14 protein-coding genes are annotated in these 17,662 nt (G+C 70.5%); 2 read left to right on the plus strand and 12 right to left on the minus strand.

The features are described from left to right. Positions 1–4: 4 nt before the first annotated feature. From LIN44_RS27040 to LIN44_RS27070, 7 genes are all read right to left on the minus strand, one after another. Positions 5–769, minus strand: a complete 765-nt coding sequence (locus LIN44_RS27040; RefSeq protein ID WP_062802803.1) for an SDR family NAD(P)-dependent oxidoreductase — start codon at positions 767–769, stop codon at positions 5–7. 1 nt (position 770) lies between these two features. Continuing rightward, complete coding sequence (locus LIN44_RS27045; protein ID WP_227315299.1) at positions 771–1,916, minus strand: thiolase family protein; 1,146 nt, start codon at positions 1,914–1,916, stop codon at positions 771–773. A gap of 30 nt (positions 1,917–1,946) precedes the next feature. After that, positions 1,947–2,300, minus strand: coding sequence for a Zn-ribbon domain-containing OB-fold protein (locus LIN44_RS27050; RefSeq protein ID WP_227315300.1), 354 nt, complete (start codon positions 2,298–2,300; stop codon positions 1,947–1,949). Positions 2,301–2,530: 230 nt separating this feature from the next. Further along, a complete protein-coding gene (locus tag LIN44_RS27055) occupies positions 2,531–3,460 on the minus strand; it encodes a LysR family transcriptional regulator (RefSeq protein ID WP_227315301.1) in 930 nt (309 codons plus the stop codon). Between the two features lie 68 nt (positions 3,461–3,528). Next, complete coding sequence (locus tag LIN44_RS27060; protein WP_227315302.1) at positions 3,529–5,640, minus strand: xanthine dehydrogenase family protein molybdopterin-binding subunit; 2,112 nt, start codon at positions 5,638–5,640, stop codon at positions 3,529–3,531. Further along, complete coding sequence (locus tag LIN44_RS27065; protein ID WP_227315303.1) at positions 5,637–6,614, minus strand: xanthine dehydrogenase family protein subunit M; 978 nt, start codon at positions 6,612–6,614, stop codon at positions 5,637–5,639. Before LIN44_RS27065 ends, LIN44_RS27060 begins: the two co-directional genes overlap by 4 nt. Then, the gene (locus LIN44_RS27070) at positions 6,611–7,078 is read right to left on the minus strand and encodes a (2Fe-2S)-binding protein (RefSeq protein ID WP_370641705.1); all 468 of its coding nucleotides are present in this window, start codon (positions 7,076–7,078) and stop codon (positions 6,611–6,613) included. The genes LIN44_RS27065 and LIN44_RS27070 overlap by 4 nt, the downstream gene beginning before the upstream one ends. Before the next feature lie 580 nt (positions 7,079–7,658). Here LIN44_RS27070 and LIN44_RS27075 point away from each other — a divergent pair. Continuing rightward, positions 7,659–8,522 carry a helix-turn-helix transcriptional regulator gene (locus LIN44_RS27075; RefSeq protein WP_227315305.1) on the plus strand — a complete coding sequence of 288 codons (864 nt, stop codon included), beginning with the start codon at positions 7,659–7,661 and terminating at the stop codon, positions 8,520–8,522. A 495-nt stretch (positions 8,523–9,017) separates the two neighbouring features. Next, complete coding sequence (locus LIN44_RS27080) at positions 9,018–9,791, plus strand: SDR family NAD(P)-dependent oxidoreductase (RefSeq protein WP_227315306.1); 774 nt, start codon at positions 9,018–9,020, stop codon at positions 9,789–9,791. On the opposite strand, the gene pdeM is transcribed toward LIN44_RS27080, so the two are convergent. The 5 genes from pdeM to LIN44_RS27105 form a co-directional block, all read right to left on the minus strand. Further along, on the minus strand, positions 9,776–10,483 hold the full coding sequence (gene pdeM, locus LIN44_RS27085) for a ligase-associated DNA damage response endonuclease PdeM (protein ID WP_227315307.1): 708 nt from the start codon (positions 10,481–10,483) through the stop codon (positions 9,776–9,778). The two genes, LIN44_RS27080 and pdeM, sit on opposite strands and share 16 nt — an antisense overlap. Continuing rightward, entirely contained in the window at positions 10,480–13,194 is a 2,715-nt protein-coding gene (locus tag LIN44_RS27090; RefSeq protein WP_227315308.1) for a ligase-associated DNA damage response DEXH box helicase, read from the minus strand. The genes pdeM and LIN44_RS27090 overlap by 4 nt, the downstream gene beginning before the upstream one ends. Next, the gene (locus LIN44_RS27095; RefSeq protein WP_227315309.1) at positions 13,191–14,864 is read right to left on the minus strand and encodes an ATP-dependent DNA ligase; all 1,674 of its coding nucleotides are present in this window, start codon (positions 14,862–14,864) and stop codon (positions 13,191–13,193) included. The genes LIN44_RS27090 and LIN44_RS27095 overlap by 4 nt, the downstream gene beginning before the upstream one ends. Further along, positions 14,861–15,967 carry a ligase-associated DNA damage response exonuclease gene (locus LIN44_RS27100; protein ID WP_227315310.1) on the minus strand — a complete coding sequence of 369 codons (1,107 nt, stop codon included), beginning with the start codon at positions 15,965–15,967 and terminating at the stop codon, positions 14,861–14,863. Before LIN44_RS27100 ends, LIN44_RS27095 begins: the two co-directional genes overlap by 4 nt. A gap of 247 nt (positions 15,968–16,214) precedes the next feature. Then, the gene (locus LIN44_RS27105) at positions 16,215–17,660 is read right to left on the minus strand and encodes an FAD-binding oxidoreductase (RefSeq protein ID WP_227315311.1); all 1,446 of its coding nucleotides are present in this window, start codon (positions 17,658–17,660) and stop codon (positions 16,215–16,217) included. Positions 17,661–17,662 lie beyond the last annotated feature (2 nt).

Genomic DNA, 17,662 nt, shown 5'->3' on the forward strand with positions numbered 1-17,662 from the left:
CTCCTTATACGCTGGGCGACGACAGGCTGCGCCCGCCGCAGACATAGAGCACCTGCCCGGTCACATACGATGCGCGCGGGTCGAGGAAGAAGCTGACCGCATTGGCGATATCGTCGGCGGTGCCGATGCGCTGCACCGGCACCGATTTCTGCAAGCGCGCCTGCACGTCCGGCGCAAAGCCGCGGAACAGCGGGGTATCGACGATGCCGGGCGCCACCGCGTTGACGGTGATGCCCTTGGCCGCAAACTCGATCGCCAGCGAGCGCGTCAGGCTGACCACGCCGCCCTTGGCCGCGGCATAGTTGGCCTGCCCGAACCCGCCCAGCCACGCGCGCGACGAGATATTGACCACGCGGCCGTAGCCGCGCTCGACCATGCCCGGCAGTGCCGCGCGACAGCACAGGAATTGCGAGCGCAGGTTGGTATCGACGACCAGGTCCCAGTCTTCGTCGCTCATCTTCAGGAAGCGCATGTCGCGCACTGCGCCGGCGTTGTTGACCAGGTAGTCGATGCGGCCAGTGCGTGCGAGCACCTGCGCGAAGGCGTCGTTGACCGCCGCCGAGTCGGTCAGGTCGGCGCTGGCGCCGAAGGCATTGAAGCCCTCGGCAACCAGCGCGCCGACGGCGGCATCGAGCGCGGCCGCGTCGCGGTCGAGCAGGGCCACTGCCAGGCCCTGGCGCGCCAGCTGCGTGGCGATGCCCAGGCCGATGCCGCGCGCGGCACCGGTCACCACTGCCACATGCGCGGAATCGAAGTTTTGTGTGCGCATCTCAGACTCCCAGCAGGTGGACGGAAGAGGCGGCGTGGTCCACGCCCGCGATGCCGCCGCCGGTGCATTGCGTCAGGCCGATGCGGGCCTGCGCCACCTGGCGGGCGCCGGCGCGGCCCTGCAGCTGCCACAGGATCTCGACCATCTGCGCCACGCCGGTGGCGCCCAGCGGATGCCCCTTGGCCAGCAGCCCGCCGCTGGGGTTGACCGGCACGCGCCCGCCCAGGCGCGTGGCGCCGGACTTGAGCAGGGCCACGGCATCGCCGCGCGGCGCCAGGCCGAGGGCTTCGTAGTAGAGCAGCTCGGCGATGGTGAAGGCGTCGTGCAGCTCGACCACGTCGACGTCCTGGGGCCCGAGGCCCGCCTGCGCATAGGCCTGGCGCGCGGCGCGCGCGGTGATCTCGGCATCGAGGATGTCGTCGTCGGCCTCCTCGCGCATGCCCGACACCACCACCGACGACAGCACCTTGACCGGCCGCGCCTGCGCCGGCCGCTGCGTGCCGAGCACCAGCGCGGCGGCGCCATCGACCTGCGACGGGCAGCATTGCAGCAGCGTCAGCGGGTCGGCGATCATGCGCGAGGCCAGCACTTCTTCCACCGTGGTGGTGTTGCGCTGCTGCGCGTACGGGTTGAGCGAACCGTGGTGGCGGTTCTTGACCGCAACCTCGGCCAGGTCGGCCGGCCTGGCGTCGCGCTCGTACAGGAAGCGCGTGCCGCGCATCGCATAGACCGCGGGCAGCACCATGCCGGACCTGGCGTAGAGCTCGGTCTTGTGGTCGTTGCGCTGCAGCGGGATGGTGCCGCCGCCGAGCGCGGTGAGCTGCTCGATGCCGAACACCAGCACCGTGTCGTATTGCCCGGCCAGCAGCGCGTGCCGCGCCAGGTGCACGCCGGTGGCGCCGCTGGCGCAGGCGTTCTCGACGTTGTAGACCGGGATGCCCTTGAGCCCGAGGTCGCGCACGATCAGCTGGCCAAGGATCATGCCACCCAGCACGTTGGCGCAGTAGACCGCCTGGATGCGGCCGGCCGGCACGTCGGCGTCGGCCAGCGCCTTCAGGATGGCCTGCTGCGCCAGTTCCGGTGCCAGCACGCCCGGATGGCGGCCGAACGGCGTCATCGCGCCGCCATGGATGTAGATGTCCTGCATGGTGCTTACCTTTTCCCTTTTCTCGATCGTTCAGGCCGTGACGGCTTCGAACACATAGCCAAGTTCGGCGTCGTGCCGCGGCGTGTAGCGCGCGCCGATGAGCGGGCGCGCCGTGCCCAGCAGGCGGCCGAAGATGCGCACCGGCCCGACGAAATCGACATAGCCGAGCGCGTAGGGCGGCTGGCCGGTCTTGGGCGCGGGGTGGATCACGGTGTAGCTGTAGAGCGTGCCCGTGCCGGTGATGGCGGCGACCTCATGGCCGTCGGCCAGCGGCGAGTCGGCCGGCAGCGCCGGGAAGATCCATGCGCCGGTGGCGCGCTCGCGCGAGGCAAGCAGATGGGGGACGGGTTCCGCGCTCCAGAGCGGATAGGGCTGGTCTGACATGGCTGTCTCCTGCGGGTTGTGCCTGGTGTAATGGTTGTCGCAGGCGGGCCGCCCGACAAACGATATTTCGGGCGCTTTCGATTGAGTAAAAGTCAACCGAACGGCGCGGGGGGAAAGGGAAGGAGACAGGAAGGGGTATCAAGCCCTGCGCGGGCCGCTGCCGGGCGCCAGCGCATGCGGGGATAACGGCGCCCGCAGCGTGCGCCGTGGCACGGCCGGTGACGGACCGCTCAGTCGGCCACGCCTGCCAGCCGCGATAACGAATGCTCGGCGCCGCGCGCGGCCGCCACCACGAAGTCGATGAAGCGCCGCACCCGCACCGGTATCTGGCTGCGATGCGGGTAGTACATGTACAGCCCGACCTGGCTGCTGCCGTATCCGGTCAGGATTGCCTTGAGCCGGCCGCTGACCAGGTCGGCATGGACCATGTAGGCGGGCAGCTGGCCGATGCCGATGCCGGCGCGCACTGCCTCGACCTCGGTTTCCACATCGTTGAAGCTGGCCACCGCCGGCAATTCCTGGTACACGAGGTTGCCGTCCACCTGCAGCTCCCACGGCACCATGCGGCCGGTGGCGGGGCGGCGGAAGCCGGTGCACTGGTGCCGCATCAGGTCGTCGGGCGTGGCCGGCTCGCCGTGCCGCGCCAGGTACCCCGGCGCGGCGCAGATCACCAGCGGCAGATCGCACAGGCGCCGTGCCACCAGGTTCTGGCCGGGGCTGGTGCCGACGCGGAAGCCGACGTCGATCCTGGCTTCGACCAGGTCGGTGAAGTGGTCGCTCAGCACCACGTCGAAGGCGATGCCGGGATGCTGTTCGCGGAAGCCCTTGAGCAGCGGCACCAGCACGCGGCTGCCTAGCGACGGCGGTGCGGTCAGGCGGATCAGGCCGTCGTCGTCGCCGCGGCTGGCTCGGACCTGCTCGAGCGCCTCGTCGAGCTGGCGCATGCCGGGGGCGGTCAGTTCGAACAGGCGCGCGCCTTCCTCGGTCAGGCTCAACTTGCGCGTGGTCCGGTGCAGCAGGCGCACGCCCAGATGGGCCTCGAGCGTGCGCACCGCCTTGCTCGCTGCCTGCGGCGTGACCCCGGCCTCGACCGCGGCGCGCCGGAAGCTGCCGGCGCGCACCACGCCGAGGAAGAGGGTGAGGACCCGGGTCTTGTCCATGACTGGCAACCAATGGTTGGGAATGCGGCCATCATAGCGCCAGTCCTGGCCACGCCGGCGGCGCGGCGTTAGTGTTCCACCAGGTGCTCGATGCGGATCGGCAGTTCCCGCACGCGCTTTCCGGTGGCATGGAACACGGCGTTGGCCACGGCGGGCGCCACCCCCACCAGCGCGATTTCACCGAGTCCCTTGACGCCCAGCGCATTGACATGGGGATCGACCTCGTCGACGAAATGCGCCTCGAGCCCCTGGATATCCAGGTTGACGGGCACCAGGTAGTCCGCCATGTGCGCATTCACCGGGCGGCCGTCGCGCGGATCCAGCGCGGTTCGCTCCATCAGCGCCATGCCGATGCCGCCGACCATGCCGCCGGTGCACTGGCTGGCGGCCAGTCGCGGATTGACGATGCGGCCCGCGCCATAGGCGCCGACCACGCGCCGGATCCGGATGGTGCCCACGTCGGGGTCGATCGCGACTTCGACAAACACCGCGCCGAAGGCGTGCATGGAGAACCGGCCGCGCACCGCCGCATCCGGCCCTGCGGTGGCGCTGGCCTCGATGATGCCGCCGCCGTGTCCTGCGTCGCGGCGCTGGTCCAGCGCCGCGATGCAGGCGGCGCGCACCGCCGAGCCCACCGATGCCAGCGTCATCGAGCCCCCATGCGGCGGGGTGGGCGGGAAGTCAGAGTTGCCCAGGCTGAAGCGCACGCGCTCCAGCGGCAGCGCCAGCGTTTGCGCGGCGATCTGCGTGATCGAGGTATAGGTGCCCGGCCCCATGTCGCTGGCGGCGGCCTCGACTTCGGCCGTGCCGTCGGCAAGCAGCCGCACCCGCGCGCTGGCCTGGCCATGGAACACCGGGTAGCTGGCGCATGCCATGCCCCAGCCGATGCGCAGGCGGCCGTCGCGCATGGAGCCGGGCGCGAGCGTGCGGCGCGACCAGCCGAACGCATCGGCGCCGCGTTCGTAGCAGGCCAGCATGGAGCGGCTCGAGAACGGCAGCTGCATCCCTTCGTCGAGCCCGGGCTCATTGCGCCGGCGCAGCTCGAGCGGATCCATCCCGAGCGCGTGCGCCAGCTCGTCCATCGCGCATTCCAGCGCAAAGATGCCGGTGGCCTCGCCCGGCCCGCGCATATAGGTGGGGGTGCTGATGTCCAGCGGCACCAGCCGGTAGCGGGTGCGCACGTTGGGGCAGCTATAGAGGAAGGGCGTGACCGAAGTCAGCGCCTCGGCGAACTGCTCGTACCGGCTGGTCTCCCCAGTGCCTTCATGGACGATGGCGGTCAGCCGTCCGTCGCGCGTCGACGACAGCGCCACGCGCTGGGTCGTGCGCGGCCGATGCCCCGCCAGATGAAAGGTCTGCCGCCGCGACAGCGCAAGCTTGACCGGCCTGCCGACCACGCGCGCGGCCACGGCCGCGAGCGTGACGTGGGGCCAGGTGCGCAGGCTGGTGCCGAACGCGCCGCCGATGAACGGACAGATGACACGGATGTTGGCGGCCGGGATGCCCAGGACCGCTGCAATCTCGGCCTGCTCGTTGACCACGAACTGGCTCTTGCTCCACAGCGTCAGCTGTTCGCCTTCCCAGGCGGCAACCGTCGCGTTCGGTTCGATCGGCACGTGGTTCTCGCGGGCGGCATCGTAGTGCGCGTCGATGCTGACCGGCGCGGCGGCGAGCGCGGCGTCGGGGTCGCCGCGGACCCGGTCCGCCGCGTGTGGACCCGGCTCGCGTCCGGCCTCGGGCACCACGGCTTCGGCGCGCGGGTCGAGCGGATCGCACACCGGTGTTTCGGCGGTATAGCGGATCTGCAGCAGGCTGGCTGCGTGTTCGGCCTGGTCCAGGGTCTGTGCCACGACCACGGCAACCGGCTGGCCGTAGAAGCGCACGCGATCGTCCTGCAGCACGTGCAGGCGCTCGCCATGCTGCGGGTCGATAAAGCCCTTGTGCGGCGCGTAGGCCAGTGTTGGCATGTTCTCGTGGGTCAGGACCGCCAGCACGCCGTGAACGCGCTGCGCGGCCGTGGTGTCGAGCGCCACCAGGCGCCCCAGTCCGATCGATGCCCCGACGATCACCGCGTAGGCCTGTCCGGGCTGGTTGAAGTCGGCGGCATAGCGCGCGCCGCCGGTCACTTTGGCGCGGCCATCGACGCGGGCGTGCGGCTGGCCGATATGGTTGGTGTTCATTCGCATTCTCCTGCCAGTTCGAGGGCCCGTACCACCGTGCGTTGCAGCAGCGCCACCTTGTACCGGTTGCCGGGCAGCGCCGTGGCGTCGGCCACGGTGGTCAAGGCCGCCGCCGCGAAGCTCGCGCGCGTCGGCGGCTTGCCCTGCAGCGCCAGCTCTGCCGCGCGCATGCGCCATGGCCGCGTGCCGACGCCGCCGCAGGCAAGACGGGCGGCGCGGACCACGCCGTCACTGACGTCGAGGGCCGCCGCGGCCGATACCAGCGCAAACTCATATGAGGCCCGGTCGCGCACCTTCAGGTAGCGCGCCGAGCGTGCATAAGCCAGCGCGGGCACCCTGACCTCGACGATAAGTTCGCCGGGCGCAAGGGTGTGCTCCAGATGCGGCGTGGTTCCGGGAAGCCGGTACAGGTCTTCCACGGGAAAGGCGCGCGAGCCGTTCGGGCCCCGCACATGGACCACCGCGTCCAGTGCCACCAGCGCGACCGCAAGGTCGGAAGGGTGCGTGGCGCTGCAATGCGCGCTCGTGCCCAGGATGGCGTGGCCGGCGTGCAGGCCATCGACGGCCGCGCAGCCACTGGCCGGGGCGCGCTTGTTGCAGGCCGCGTCAAGCATGCGGAAGTATGGACAGCGCACGCGCTGGAGCAGGTTGCCGCCAATGCTGGCCATGTTGCGCAGTTGCGGCGAGGCGCCTTCGATCAGTGATTCGGCGATGACCGGGTGGAGCCGTCGTACGTCTGCATGCGCGGCCACGTCGGCCATGCGCGCAAGCGCGCCGATGACCAGCGCGTCGCCTTCCGCGCGGATGTGGTTCAGCGGCAGCGCGTTGATGTCCACCAGCCGCTGGGGTTGTTCGACGTGCTCGCGCATCAGGTCCACCAGCGTGGTGCCGCCGGCGACGAAACGCGCGCCGGCAGCGGCCGCGGCCAGCGCTTCGGCTTCCGAGCCGGCCTTTTGCAGGGTGAAGGGCATCATGGCAGCTTCCTTTCGCCGAGTTCGGCAATCGCGGCAACGATTCCCGCATACGCCCCGCAACGGCAGATATTGCCGCTCATCCAGAAGCGCACCTCGTCGGCGCAGCCTGCATGGCCTTCGTCAAGGCAAGCGATACCGGACATGATCTGTCCCGCAGTGCAGAACCCGCACTGGAAGCCGTCGTGTGCGATGAACGCGGCCTGCAGCGGGTGCAACGTGCCGTCGGGCGCCGACAGGCCTTCGATCGTTCGCACCTGCGCGTCGTCGCACAAGGCGGCCAGGGTCAGGCAACTGTTGATCCGGCGCCCGTCCACCAGCACCGTGCAGGCGCCGCATGCGCCCTGGTTGCAGCCCTTCTTCGTACCCGTCAGGTCCAGGCGCTCGCGCAGGACGTCCAGCAGGGATTCGCGTGGATCGATGTCGAGCCGATGTGGCGTGCCGTTGATGGTGATGCGCAGCGGCATGCGGGGCAAGCCGCCGGCATCGCCGGACTGTGCCTGGCTGGCATTGGGACGAACAGGAGTTGACATGGTTGACATTCCTCTTTGCAGGGCTCAGCGAATCTGAGCGGTTGGGGACGGAGGGCTCTGCAGGCTTGCACCCGGTTCGCTACGCCGCCGCGGCAGGCGCGGGCGCATTCGGCAAGTTGCCGCGGGCCGGCGCGCCTTGGCGCCGCTGCGTGCGAAGGGTACGTGGCGACGGACCGGGGAGCCGTCGTCGACACGCTACCGCCACGGACCGCGCCGAAATAGAACGCCGTTGCGCTGCGGTGGACGATTCTTGCGCCGCCGCGCGGTGAGCGGGCATGGCCGTGTCCGCGTGTGCGGGCCGGTTTACTTCGCGCCGATAACTTCTTATGCTTCCATGCGCGCGGGCACTTGGCCCTGGCCGCGACGCTGCTATTTCCGCTGCTATTTCCGTTGCTATCCCGGGCCTTGCGGGTAGGTGCCTATGCGATCGTCGACCAGACATGGCGTTATCGAGGCGGAGCTGCCGGTTCGTCCCGATGTCAGCAGCAGCGGGCGGCCGTGGGCTGGCATCACCGTGCAAATCCATCACTGGCGCTCGGGCGGATCGGTGTCGTCGCCGGAGCTGGACCATGACATGCTGGCGATGCGGCTTGCCGGACACGCCAAGCTCGAGCAGCGGCGGCTGGGCCAGGTGCATCGCAGCAACGTCTTTCCCGGCAACCTCAGCCTGCATCCGCGGCAGGTCGAGTCTTGCTGGAGCTGGGACCGGCCGGGCTCGATCGCCATTGCGAGGGTTCCGCAAACCTTGCTGGCCGAAGCCGCCGACGCCACCATCCGCCTGCCGCGCGCCGCGCAGCGGCTGCGCAATTGCTTCGGTGTGCGTGACACCTTTGCCGAGACTCTGATCTTCACGCTGGCGCGCGAACTCCAGACAGTCGCGCATCCGGCGCAGTTGCTGATTGCCGAATCCCTGTCCTGCGCGCTGTCCGCGCATCTCGTGCATCGTTTCAATGTCGGCGACCCGGGGGCAGCGCCGATGACCGGCGGGCTGCAGGCGCATGCCCTCGGCCGGGTCCTGGACTATATCCACGGGACTCCGGAAGTGGTGACGCTGCAAGCCCTGGCGGATCTGGCCAACGTCAGCCGCTTTCATTTCGCGCGCATGTTCAAGCGCAGCGTGGGCGAGACGCCGATGGCGTATGTCGAGCGCGTGCGCCTGTTGCGCGCCCGCGAAATGATCCGCTCGGGGGACTATCCGCTGGCGCTGGTGGCCACGCTGGTGGGGTTTGCCGACCAGTCCCACTTCGGACGGCGCTTCAAGCGGCATTTCGGCTATACGCCGGGCGAGTTGCTCAGGCGTGGCGCCACGCCGCTCGCCGAGGCATCGCCACAGCTTGCGCCCATGCCGCAGGGTTCCATGTCATGCGTTTGTAATTAAGACCCTGGCTGTCTTTGTAATCCGTGGATTCGTGCCGGGTACAGCCGGTGCCGAGGCGAGGAGCGGCCACCGATACGCCGCCCAAGGCACTGGCATCCGAAGGCACGAATGTTGCGGGAGCTCCTTGCGGCGATGGGTATATCGCTGGCCCGAAAGTCATGTGACCGGGTCGACCATCCACCCGCCACGAGGCGACGGTTCGGTTTGCGGCCGCGCCGGGATCTTTCGGACAAGGAGAGCTGTCATGAACATCGTCTGGCTTGTTGGGGCCGTCGTCATCATCCTTGCGGTACTCAGCTTCTTCGGCTTGCGCTGACCCCCCTCGCGCAGCGAGCCGGCGCAAAGCACTTGCTGCAGTGCGGCGTGGCAACGCCACGCCCGCTTCTCTGTTTCCTTCCCGCCGAGCAATTTCATCTGATCCGACGACGAGCTTTTGCGCCTGTCATGCCGACAATGTCTGGCCAAGACAGCGACAAACCATCCGAGGAGACAGACATGAGCAAGCATCCGTTCGACCTGACCGGCAAGGTGGCACTGGTGACCGGCGGTAATGGCGGGATCGGCCTGGGCATGGCCGAAGGGCTGGCCGCCGCCGGTGCCGATATCGCGATCTGGGGCACCAACGCGGACAAGAACGCCGCCGCCGCGGACCGGCTTGCCGGGCATGGGCGCAAGGTACATACCGAGCTTTGCGATGTGGGCGACGAGCAGGCGGTCGATGCCGCGATGGCGCGCACGGTGGCGGCGCTCGGCCGCATCGATGGCTGCTTTGCCAACGCCGGCGTCGGCAGCGGCAGCAAGGCACCGTTTGACCAGCTCGAGACCGAAGCCTGGCGCCGGATCCTGCGCGTCAACCTGGACGGGGCGTTCTTCACGCTGCGCGCGGCGGTGCGGCAAATGCTGGCGCAGGGCGAGGGCGGCGTGCTGTGCAGCACGGCGTCGGTCGCCGCCATCGAAGGGGCGCCGCGCGCCGAACACTACGCCGCCACCAAGGGCGGCGTGATTTCGATGATGCGGGGGCTTGCCGTCGAATACGCGCGCAAGGGCATCCGCGCGCATTCGATCCTGCCGGGCTGGATCAAGACCGAGATGACCAGCGCGGCGCAAGGCAACGATGCCTTCCAGGAGATGGTGCACAAGCGCGTGCCGATGCGCCGCTGGGGCGAGGGCAGCGACTTCGCCGGCATCGCGGTCTACCTGATGAGCCCGGTCTCGGCCTACCACACCGGCGATACCTTCGTCATCGACGGCGGCTATACGCTGTTCTGACGCGCCGGGCCCACCGGCCAGACCCTGCCGCCGCCGACCACATAGGCGCGCTCGTCGGCCTGCGGCCGCACCGTGGCATGGCCGGTGAAGGCGCCGAACGCCGGCAGGATGGCACCGCGCGGCCCGAACAGGAAGCAGGGCAGGCGCAGGCTGTCGGCGCCGCTGCCGCGCAGGCGGCAGGCCGGGTGCAGATGGCCCGCCAGCACATAGCCCAGCGGCGAGGTGCCAGGCATATGGCAGAGCGCGAACGGGCCCGCCACCGCGGGCTCGGACACGACGGCGATCTCCATTGACGCGGGCGGGTCGCCGGCGCGCGCGTCATGGTTGCCGCGTACCAGCGTGCAGCGTAGAGCTGCAGGCAATGCGTGGCGCCAGTCGTACAGCGCCTGCAGCACCGATGGCGTGCGCGACGCGCGCGCGTGCAGGAAGTCGCCCAGGAACACCAGTTCATCGACCGGCAGCTGCCGCACCAGCCGGGTCAGCAGCGCCAGGTTGTCGCCGGTGGTGCCGTGCGGCACCGGCTGCCCCAGCGCGCGGAAGGCCGCGGCCTTGCCGAAGTGGACGTCCGCCACCATCAGCATGCCGGCCGCCGGCCACCACAGCGCATGCTCGGGCAGCAGCCACAGGGTTTCGCCGGCTGCGGACACGGCTAGCGCGCCGCCGTCCTGCAAGGTGCGGGCATCGACGTTCATAGCAGCGGCAACGGCCTCGACGGCTTGCGTTGGCGCCGCGGGCGGCGCGCGCTGCGGCCGGGCGGGCCGGCATGGTCGGCCATGCCAAAGCGCGCGGCCTCGGCCACTGCCTCGGCCGGCATGCCCGCGGCTTCGCCGGGCTCCGGCCCGGCCGCCAGCTCCAGGTCGGCCAGCATTCGCGCGATGCGGTCGGCCAGTTTCTCGGTGCTGAGCTTCTCGCGCAGGAACTCCACCACCAGCGGGAACGACAGCGGCGTGGGCCGCTTCAGCGCGTGCAGGTCCAGCTTCAGCGCGGACAGCCGCTCCAGCGTCGCGGCGAGCCGGTGCGCGTCCAGCTCCTGCATCAGCACTTCGCGTTCGGCCTGGCCCAGCAGCAGGTTGCCGGGATCGTGCTTGCGGAAGACCTCATAGAACAGGCTGGACGACGCCTGCAGCTGGCGCGCGCTCTTGGGCGCGCCGGGGTAGCCCTGGAAGATCAGCCCGGCGACGCGGGCAATCTCGCGAAAGCGCCGCAACGACAGTTCGCCAGCGTTCAGGCTGCCCAGCACGTCGGCGGCAAGGTCGCGCCGGCGCTCGTCGGCCAACACCTGCGGTAGCCAGCGGGCCCAGTCCACCGGAGCCGAGGCCAGCAGTTCCAGTCCGTAGTCATTGACCGCCACCGAGAACGTGGCCGGCACCTGCTGCCCCAGCCGCCATGCCAACAGGCTGCCGAGGCCGAGATGGACCGAGCGCCCGGCGAACGGATAGAGGAACAGGTGCCAGCCCTCGCGCGAGTGCAGCGACTCGGCCAGCAGGGTATGGCGCGAGGGCAGGGCCGACCACTGCGCCTGCAGGTCCACCAGCGGCTGGATCAGCGGCAGCTCGGGCGTGCTGCGCGGATCCAGCTGCCCCGCCGCCGCGGCGGCGAGCGTGTCGATCACGGCCTCGGCCAACTCGGTCGACATCGGCATCTTGCCGCCGTTCCAGCGCGGCACCACCGGGCGCCTTCCGCTGGCGCGGCGCACGAAGGCGGTCATCTCCTGCACGCGTACCAGCTCCAGCAGCCGGCCGCCGAACAGGAAGCAGTCGCCGGGCGCGAGCCGCGCGATAAAGCCCTCTTCCACCGAGCCCAGCGAGGCGCCGCCGGTGCCCGCGCGGCTCCAGTAGCGCACCTGCATGGTGGCGTCGCTGACGATGGTGCCCACGCTCATGCGGTGGCGCCGTGCCAGCCCCGCGTCCGGCACGCGCCAGACGCCGTCGTCGTCGGGCACGGCGCGGCGGAAATCCGGGTAGGCCGACAGCGTGGCGCCGCCCTGGCGCACGAAATCCAGGCACCACTGCCATTCGTCGTCGGTCAGGCCGCGGTAGGCCCACGCTGAGCGCACCTCGGCCAGCAGCGCTTCCGCCCGGAAGCCGCCGCCCAGCGCCACCGTCACCAGGTGCTGCACCAGCACGTCGAGCGGCTTGTCGGGCGACTCGCGCGCCTCGATCCGCCCGGCCTGCACCGCGTGCCGCGCGGCCACGGCTTCGACCAGTTCCAGGCTGTGCGTGGGCACCACCGTCACGCGCGAGGCACGTCCAGGTGCATGGCCGGAGCGCCCGGCGCGCTGCAGCAGGCGCGCCACGCCCTTGGGCGAGCCCACCTGCAGCACGCGCTCCACCGGCAGGAAGTCGACGCCAAGATCCAGGCTGGAGGTGCAGACCACCGCCCGCAGCGCGCCGTTCTTCAGGTTCAGCTCGACCCATTCGCGCACCGCGCGGTCGAGCGAGCCGTGGTGCAGGGCGATCTCGCCCGCCCATTCCGGCCGCGCATCCAGCAGCGCCTGGTACCACAGCTCGGCCTGCGAGCGGGTATTGAGGAACACCAGCGTGGTGCCGCCGTGCGCCAGTTCTTCCACCACGTGCGGCAGCATCGACAGGCCCAGGTGGCCGGCAAACGGGAAGCGGCTGGCATTGTCGGGCAGCAGGGTGTCGATCACCAGCTGTTTCGGGGTATGGCCGTGCACCAGCACGCGGCGCTCGCCGGGGACGCCGCTCAGCAGCACCTCGGCCGCGTGCGCCAGGTTGCCGAGCGTGGCCGACAGCCCCCACACCATCAGCGCGGGCTGCCATTGGCGCAGCCGTGCCAGCGCCAGCTGCACCTGCACGCCGCGCTTGTTGCCGAGCAGTTCATGCCATTCGTCGACCACCACCATGCGCACGCGCCGCAGGGTCTCGTGCGCATCGGCGCGCGTCAGCATCAGCGTCAGGCTTTCGGGGGTGGTCACCAGTGCGGTCGGCAAGCGCCGCTGTTGCGCGGCGCGCTCGGCGCTGCCGGTGTCGCCGGTGCGCAGGGCGACGGTCCAGTCGAGCTCGAGCTCGGCCAGCGGCGCCTGCAGCGCGCGCGTGGTGTCGGCCGCCAGCGCCCGCATCGGCGTCAGCCACAGCACGGTCAGCGGCGGCGCCGGCTTGTCGTGCGCAGGGGCCGCGCGCGGTGTGGCAAATGCCATCAACGCGCCGAGCCACGCCGCATAAGTCTTGCCGGTGCCGGTGGTGGCATGCAGCAGTCCGCTCTGGCCGCGCGCGATCGCGGTCCAGGCTTCGCGCTGGAAGGCGAAGGGCTGCCAGCCGCGCGCGTCGAACAGCGCCTGCATGCCCTGGGCCACGGTCAGCGGATGCGGGGCGGGCGTGGGGGGCGTGGCCGGATCGACGGCGGCAGCCGCCGGCACGCGCGCAGCGCGCGGCGGGGTCATGCCGCATCCTCCCGCGGCGTGCCCGCAGCCGGCAGCATGGCTTCGAGCGTGGCCAGCGTGTCGGCCTCGTCGATCGGCTTGTCGGTGCGCCAGCGCAGCATGCGCGGAAAGCGCACCGCGATGCCGCTCTTGTGGCGGCCGCTGCGGGCAATGCCTTCGAAGCCCAGCTCGAATACCTGGGTCGGTTCCACGCTGCGCACGGGGCCGAACTTCTCCACCGTGGTGCGGCGGATGATGGCGTCGACCGCGCGCATCTCGGCGTCGGTCAGGCCCGAATACGCCTTGGCGAACGGCACCAGCGCGCGGCCTGGCGTACCCGCAGGCGCGTTCCAGACCGCAAAGGTGAAATCGGTATAGAGGCTGGCACGGCGGCCGTGCCCGCGCTGCGCGTAGACCAGCACGGCATCGACCGAGTACGGGTCGATCTTCCACTTCCACCAGACCCCGACGTCCTTGGTGCGGCCCGCGCCGTAGGCCGCGCCGGCCGCCTTCAGCATGAAGCCCTCGACCCCGAGTTCGCGCGAGGCGTCGCGCAGGCGGGCATAGTGCGGCCAGTCGTCGGCTGCCACCAGCGGGCTCAGTTCCAGGGCCGGGTGGACGTGCGCGGCGACCACCTGTTCCAGCCGCGCGCGGCGCTCGGCCTGCGGGCGGGTACGCCAGTCCTCGCCCTGCCACTCGAGCACGTCATAGGCCATCAGGATCGCCGGCGCGTCGCGCAGCAGCCTCGCGCTCAGCGTCTTGCGGCCGATGCGCTGCTGCAGCAGCGCGAACGGCTGCACGCGGCCCTGCTGCCAGATCACGATCTCGCCATCGAGCACGGTACCGTCCGGCAGCGGCGCGGCGGCCTGCTGCAGTTCCGGGAAGCGCTCGGTGATCAGTTCCTCGCCGCGCGACCACAGCCAGGTCTGGCCGCCGCGCCGCACCAGCTGCGCGCGGATGCCGTCCCATTTCCACTCGACCAGCCACGCGCCGGGTGCGCCCAGCACGGTGTCGAATTGTTCTACCGGTGCCTGCAGCGGGTGGGCCAGGAAGAACGGATACGGCTGGCCGCCGGCGCGCAGGGCGCGGTCGTCTTCGTCCTCGGGCGCCAGCAGGGCCAGGAAGCGCGCCGCGTCGGGCCGCGCCGACAGGTCGGTGTAGCCGACCATGCGCTCGGCCACGCGCTTGGGATCGATGCCGGCCACCTCGCCCAGCGCGCGCGTGACCAGCAGGCGCGACACGCCCACGCGGAAGGCGCCGGTGATCAGCTTGAACAGCACCAGCCGGCCGTGCGCGTCGAGCGGGCGCCACAGCGCGTCGAGGCGCGGCAGCAGCGTTTCCGGCGCCAGACCGCGCAGCGGCAGCAGGCGCTGCTCGACCCATTCGGCCAGGCCGGCGTGGTCGGCGTCCTGCGGGTCCGGCAGCAGCAGCGCGATGGTTTCGGCGAGATCGCCGACGGCCTGGTAGCTCTCTTCGAACAGCCAGTCGGGCAGGTCCGCGGCCTGCCGCGCAAGGTCGCGCAGCAGCGACACCGGCACGATCTGGCGCGGCTTGCCGCCCGCCAGGAAATAGACGGCCCAGGCGGCATCCCCGGGCGGCGCGGCACGCAGGTAATCGACCAGCGCGGCCAGCCGGGCCTTGGTCGACGTGGTGCCGTCCAGCGCGGCGTAGAGGTCGGCGAAGGCCTTCATGTCGCGCCCTGTTCCTCGCCCGCATCGGCGGACGCCGGCGCGTCCGGACGCGCGGCTTCGTCGTCGTCGCCGTATTCGGTGTCGAAGGCCTGTGCCTGCCAGCCGCGTTCGTTCAGATAGCGCACCATCACCGGCACGTTGCCGTGGGTCACGATGATGCGGCCCGCGCCGGTGGCGCCGACTGCCTGCAGCAGCCCCGGCCAGTCGGCATGGTCGGACAGCGCAAAGCCGCGGTCGACGCCGCGCCGGCGGCGCGTGCCGCGCAGCTGCATCCAGCCGCTGGCGAAGGCGTCCGAGGCATCGCCGAAACGCCGCAGCCACGGCGAACGCTGCGCCGACGGCGGCGCCACCACCAGCGCCTGGCGCAGCAGCGGGCTGCGCGCGGGCAGCTCGGAGACCAGCGCCATCGGCGGCAGCGCCACGCCGGCCTCGGCGTAGGCGGCGTTGAGCTGCGTCAGCGCGCCGTGCACGATCACCGGCCCCGGCATGCCATCGGCGCCGGCATGCCGCAGCACGCCGTGCAGGATGCGCTGGGCCTTGCCGAAGGTATAGGCGTAGACGACGCTGGCGCGCCCGGCGCGGGCATTGGCCTGCCACCAGTCGAAGATCTCGGCCATCAGCGTTGCCTGCGGCGGCCAGCGGTAGACCGGCAGGCCGAACGTGCTTTCGGTGATGAAGGTGTCGCAGCGCACCGGCTCGAACGGGTCGCAAGTGCCGTCGGCTTCCAGCTTGTAGTCGCCCGAGGCCACCCAGACTTGCCCGCCGTGCTCCAGCCTTACCTGCGCGGAACCGAGCACGTGTCCGGCCGGATGCAGGCTCAGCGTGACGCCATGGTGCGTGATGCGTTCGCCGTAGCGCAGCGTGTTCAGGTGGATCCCGGGCAGCCGCGCCAGCAGCACGCCGCGGCCGGGCGCGGCGCACAGGTAGTGCGCATGCCCGAAGCGCGCGTGATCGGAATGGGCGTGGGTGATGACGGCGCGTTCGACCGGGCGCCACGGATCGATGTAGAAGTCGCCGGACGGGCAATAGAGGCCTTCCGGCCGGGCGACGATCAGGTCGCCGGGGCGGGCGGGTTCGGATGGGAGCGGCCGGATCGGGTCCAAGCGTGCCTCCTGATGCACTGCGGCCGGGGCATGGCCGCGATGCTCCCGCGGAGGGAGACCTGGGCATCATACTGCGGCGCTGCGCAGGACGTGGAGGCGGTGAGGGCTGGTTCGGGTGTCGGTGAGGGTCCGACAAGCGGATTGAGCAGGCTGCGGGTTTGCTCCCCTCTCCCGCCTGCGGGAGAGGGGGAACACAGGCGGGCGTTGGTGAGCTCAAGCATGGCCGGAAAGCAGTACCGCGCCACCCTTAAAACACATCATCCTTCCAGTGATACCAGTGGTACAGCACCCGCTGCCCCATCCGGCGGAACGGCGCGAACATCTGCGATTCCACCATCTCGCGCACGTTCGGGAACGGCAGCGGCGAGCGGAAGATCGGCAGTTCCGGCAGCGCCGACGACTTGCCGGCGATCAGCGCCGCCAGGCGCTTGCCGGCCTGGGCGGAATACATCACGCCGTTGCCGCCGTAGCCCATGGCGTAGTAGATCGACTGCGCCGGGTCGGGCTGGGTGATGCGCGGCATCATGTCGTGGCTGACGTCGACCCAGCCCCACCAGGAGTAGTCGATCTGGATGCCCTGCAGCGCGGGGAATTTGCGGTGCATGTCGGCGATCAGCTTCTGCTTGTACTGGTCCTGCGGCGCGTCGTTGCCGGTGATGGCGCTGCGGCTGCCGATCTGCAGGCGGCCGTCGGGCATCAGCCGGTAGTAGTGGCGCAGGATGCGGGTGTCGGTGATGACCTGGGTGGTGCGGAAGTTGCACGCGGCCAGTTCATCGGCGGTGAGCGGGCGCGTGACGATGGAGTTCGACAGGATCGGGAACAGCCGGTTCTTCAGTTCGCGGTGCAGCGACTGCGAGGTATAGCCGCCGGTGGCCACGCCCACGGCGCGGGCGCGCACGATGCCGCCGGGGGTGCGCAGGTAATGCACGCCGTTGCGGGTTTCCCAGCCGGTCACGGGGCTGGACGGATGTACCTTGGCGCCCAGCTCGCGCGCGCGGCGCAGGTAGCCGAAGGCGAGCTTGCCGGCATGGATGCCGATGCCCTCGGGTTCATGCATGGCGCCGGCGGCTTCCTTGTCGTCGACGTATTCGCGCCGCACGGTGGCGGCGTCGAGGATGCGCGCGTCGTAGTTGAAGACCTCGCGCAGGATCTTCGCTTCCTTCTCCAGCCCGGGCATGACCTTGTCGCGGTGCGCGATATACAGGTGGCCGCCCGGCTGCGGATCGCAGTCGATGTTTTTGATCAGCCCCTTGAAGGTCTCCATGCCGTCGCAGACTTCTTCATGCAGGCGCAGCGCGGTATCGAGCCCGTAGCGCTGGATCCACTGCGAGCGCTTGAGCCGGCCCGACGCGCATTGCGCCTGGCCGCCGTTGCGCGTGCTGCAGCCCCAGCTGACGCGGTTGGCTTCGAGCACGGTGGCCTTGATGCCGTATTCCTGCGCCAGGAAGATGGCGCAGGTCAGGCCGGTAAAGCCCGAGCCGATGATGGCCACGTCGACGTCGATATCGTGCGTGATCGGGCCGTCGTCGGCGGGCGGCTCGCCCGCGGTGCCGATCCAGTAGGTCGGGGCGTACTCCCGGCCGTGGCCGGGCGTGGGCGTGTGCAGCGGGTCGTAGGCGGGGTCGTACGGCCGGGTCGGGGCGGTCGACTGCTCGCCGGCCAGGAGGCTGCTGCGGGGAGCTACGGCTTGCATGG

The sequence above is a fragment of the Cupriavidus sp. MP-37 genome, assembly GCF_020618415.1.
Taxonomy (GTDB): domain Bacteria; phylum Pseudomonadota; class Gammaproteobacteria; order Burkholderiales; family Burkholderiaceae; genus Cupriavidus.

Excerpts from the sequence above, each read along its gene's own strand:
- LIN44_RS27040 (WP_062802803.1), bottom strand. The coding sequence starts at position 769 with ATGCGCACACAAAACTTCGATTCCGCGCATGTGGCAGTGGTGACCGGT.
- LIN44_RS27045 (WP_227315299.1), bottom strand. The coding sequence starts at position 1,916 with ATGCAGGACATCTACATCCATGGCGGCGCGATGACGCCGTTCGGCCGC.
- LIN44_RS27050 (WP_227315300.1), bottom strand. The coding sequence starts at position 2,300 with ATGTCAGACCAGCCCTATCCGCTCTGGAGCGCGGAACCCGTCCCCCAT.
- LIN44_RS27055 (WP_227315301.1), bottom strand. The coding sequence starts at position 3,460 with ATGGACAAGACCCGGGTCCTCACCCTCTTCCTCGGCGTGGTGCGCGCC.
- LIN44_RS27060 (WP_227315302.1), bottom strand. The coding sequence starts at position 5,640 with ATGAACACCAACCATATCGGCCAGCCGCACGCCCGCGTCGATGGCCGC.
- LIN44_RS27065 (WP_227315303.1), bottom strand. The coding sequence starts at position 6,614 with ATGATGCCCTTCACCCTGCAAAAGGCCGGCTCGGAAGCCGAAGCGCTG.
- LIN44_RS27070 (WP_370641705.1), bottom strand. The coding sequence starts at position 7,078 with ATGCCGCTGCGCATCACCATCAACGGCACGCCACATCGGCTCGACATC.
- LIN44_RS27080 (WP_227315306.1), top strand. The coding sequence starts at position 9,018 with ATGAGCAAGCATCCGTTCGACCTGACCGGCAAGGTGGCACTGGTGACC.
- pdeM (WP_227315307.1), bottom strand. The coding sequence starts at position 10,483 with ATGAACGTCGATGCCCGCACCTTGCAGGACGGCGGCGCGCTAGCCGTG.
- LIN44_RS27090 (WP_227315308.1), bottom strand. The coding sequence starts at position 13,194 with ATGACCCCGCCGCGCGCTGCGCGCGTGCCGGCGGCTGCCGCCGTCGAT.
- LIN44_RS27095 (WP_227315309.1), bottom strand. The coding sequence starts at position 14,864 with ATGAAGGCCTTCGCCGACCTCTACGCCGCGCTGGACGGCACCACGTCG.
- LIN44_RS27105 (WP_227315311.1), bottom strand. The coding sequence starts at position 17,660 with ATGCAAGCCGTAGCTCCCCGCAGCAGCCTCCTGGCCGGCGAGCAGTCG.